1 protein-coding gene is annotated in these 1,067 nt (G+C 61.7%); it reads right to left on the bottom strand.

All coding sequences use genetic code 11. The features are described 5' to 3' along the window. The coding region (gene leuC, locus ACXRVY_RS31080; RefSeq protein WP_458239215.1) for a 3-isopropylmalate dehydratase large subunit at positions 1-1,067 on the bottom strand (1,067 nt) is incomplete at both ends.

The following is a 1,067-nucleotide window of genomic DNA, read 5'->3' as shown; positions in this document are numbered from 1 at the left end:
TCGAAGCGCAGTGCTCGCCGGACTCCAAACGGTCCGGGTTCATCGCCAGACACATCGAGCAACCCGGCTCGCGCCATTCGAAACCAGCCTCGAGGAAAATCTTGTCCAGGCCTTCCGATTCAGCCTGGGCCTTCACCAGGCCCGAGCCCGGCACGACGATGGCCTGCTTGATGGTCGAGGCCACTTTGCGGCCCTTGGCGATCACGGCCGCCGCACGCAGGTCTTCGATCCGCGAGTTGGTGCAGGAACCGATGAACACGCGGTCGAGCTGAATGTCGGTGATCGCCTGGTTGGCGGTCAAACCCATGTATTTCAAGGCACGGACGATGGAGTCGCGCTTGACCAAGTCCATTTCCTTCGCAGGATCCGGCACGTTCTGATCCACCGCCAACACCATCTCAGGCGAAGTGCCCCAGCTGACTTGCGGCTTGATCTGGGTGGCATCGAGCTCGACAACAGTATCGAACTTGGCGTCGGCGTCAGACACCAGGTCTTTCCAGGCTTCGACGGCCAGATCCCATTCCGCGCCTTTCGGTGCGAAAGGACGACCCTTGACGTATTCCACGGTTTTTTCGTCAGCCGCTACCAGGCCCACACGAGCGCCGGCTTCGATGGACATGTTGCAGATGGTCATGCGGCCTTCCACGGACAAGTCGCGAATCGCACTGCCGGCGAATTCGATGGCGTGGCCGTTACCGCCGGCGGTGCCGATCTTGCCGATCACGGCGAGCACGATGTCCTTGGCGGTCACGCCGAACGGCAATTGGCCTTCGACCCGTACCAGCATGTTTTTCATTTTCTTGGCGACCAGGCACTGGGTGGCGAGCACATGCTCGACCTCGGAAGTACCGATACCGTGCGCCAATGCGCCGAATGCGCCGTGGGTCGAGGTGTGGGAGTCGCCGCAGACCACGGTCATGCCCGGCAAGGTCGCGCCCTGCTCCGGGCCGATGACGTGGACGATGCCCTGGCGAACGTCGTTCATCTTGAACTCGACGATGCCGTATTCATCGCAGTTGTCGTCGAGGGTCTGCACTTGCAGACGCGAGACCTGGTCAACGATGGCG

It is taken from the genome of Pseudomonas sp. P5_A2_2, from assembly GCF_054177685.1.
This window is presented reverse-complemented; position numbering and strand designations above follow the sequence as displayed.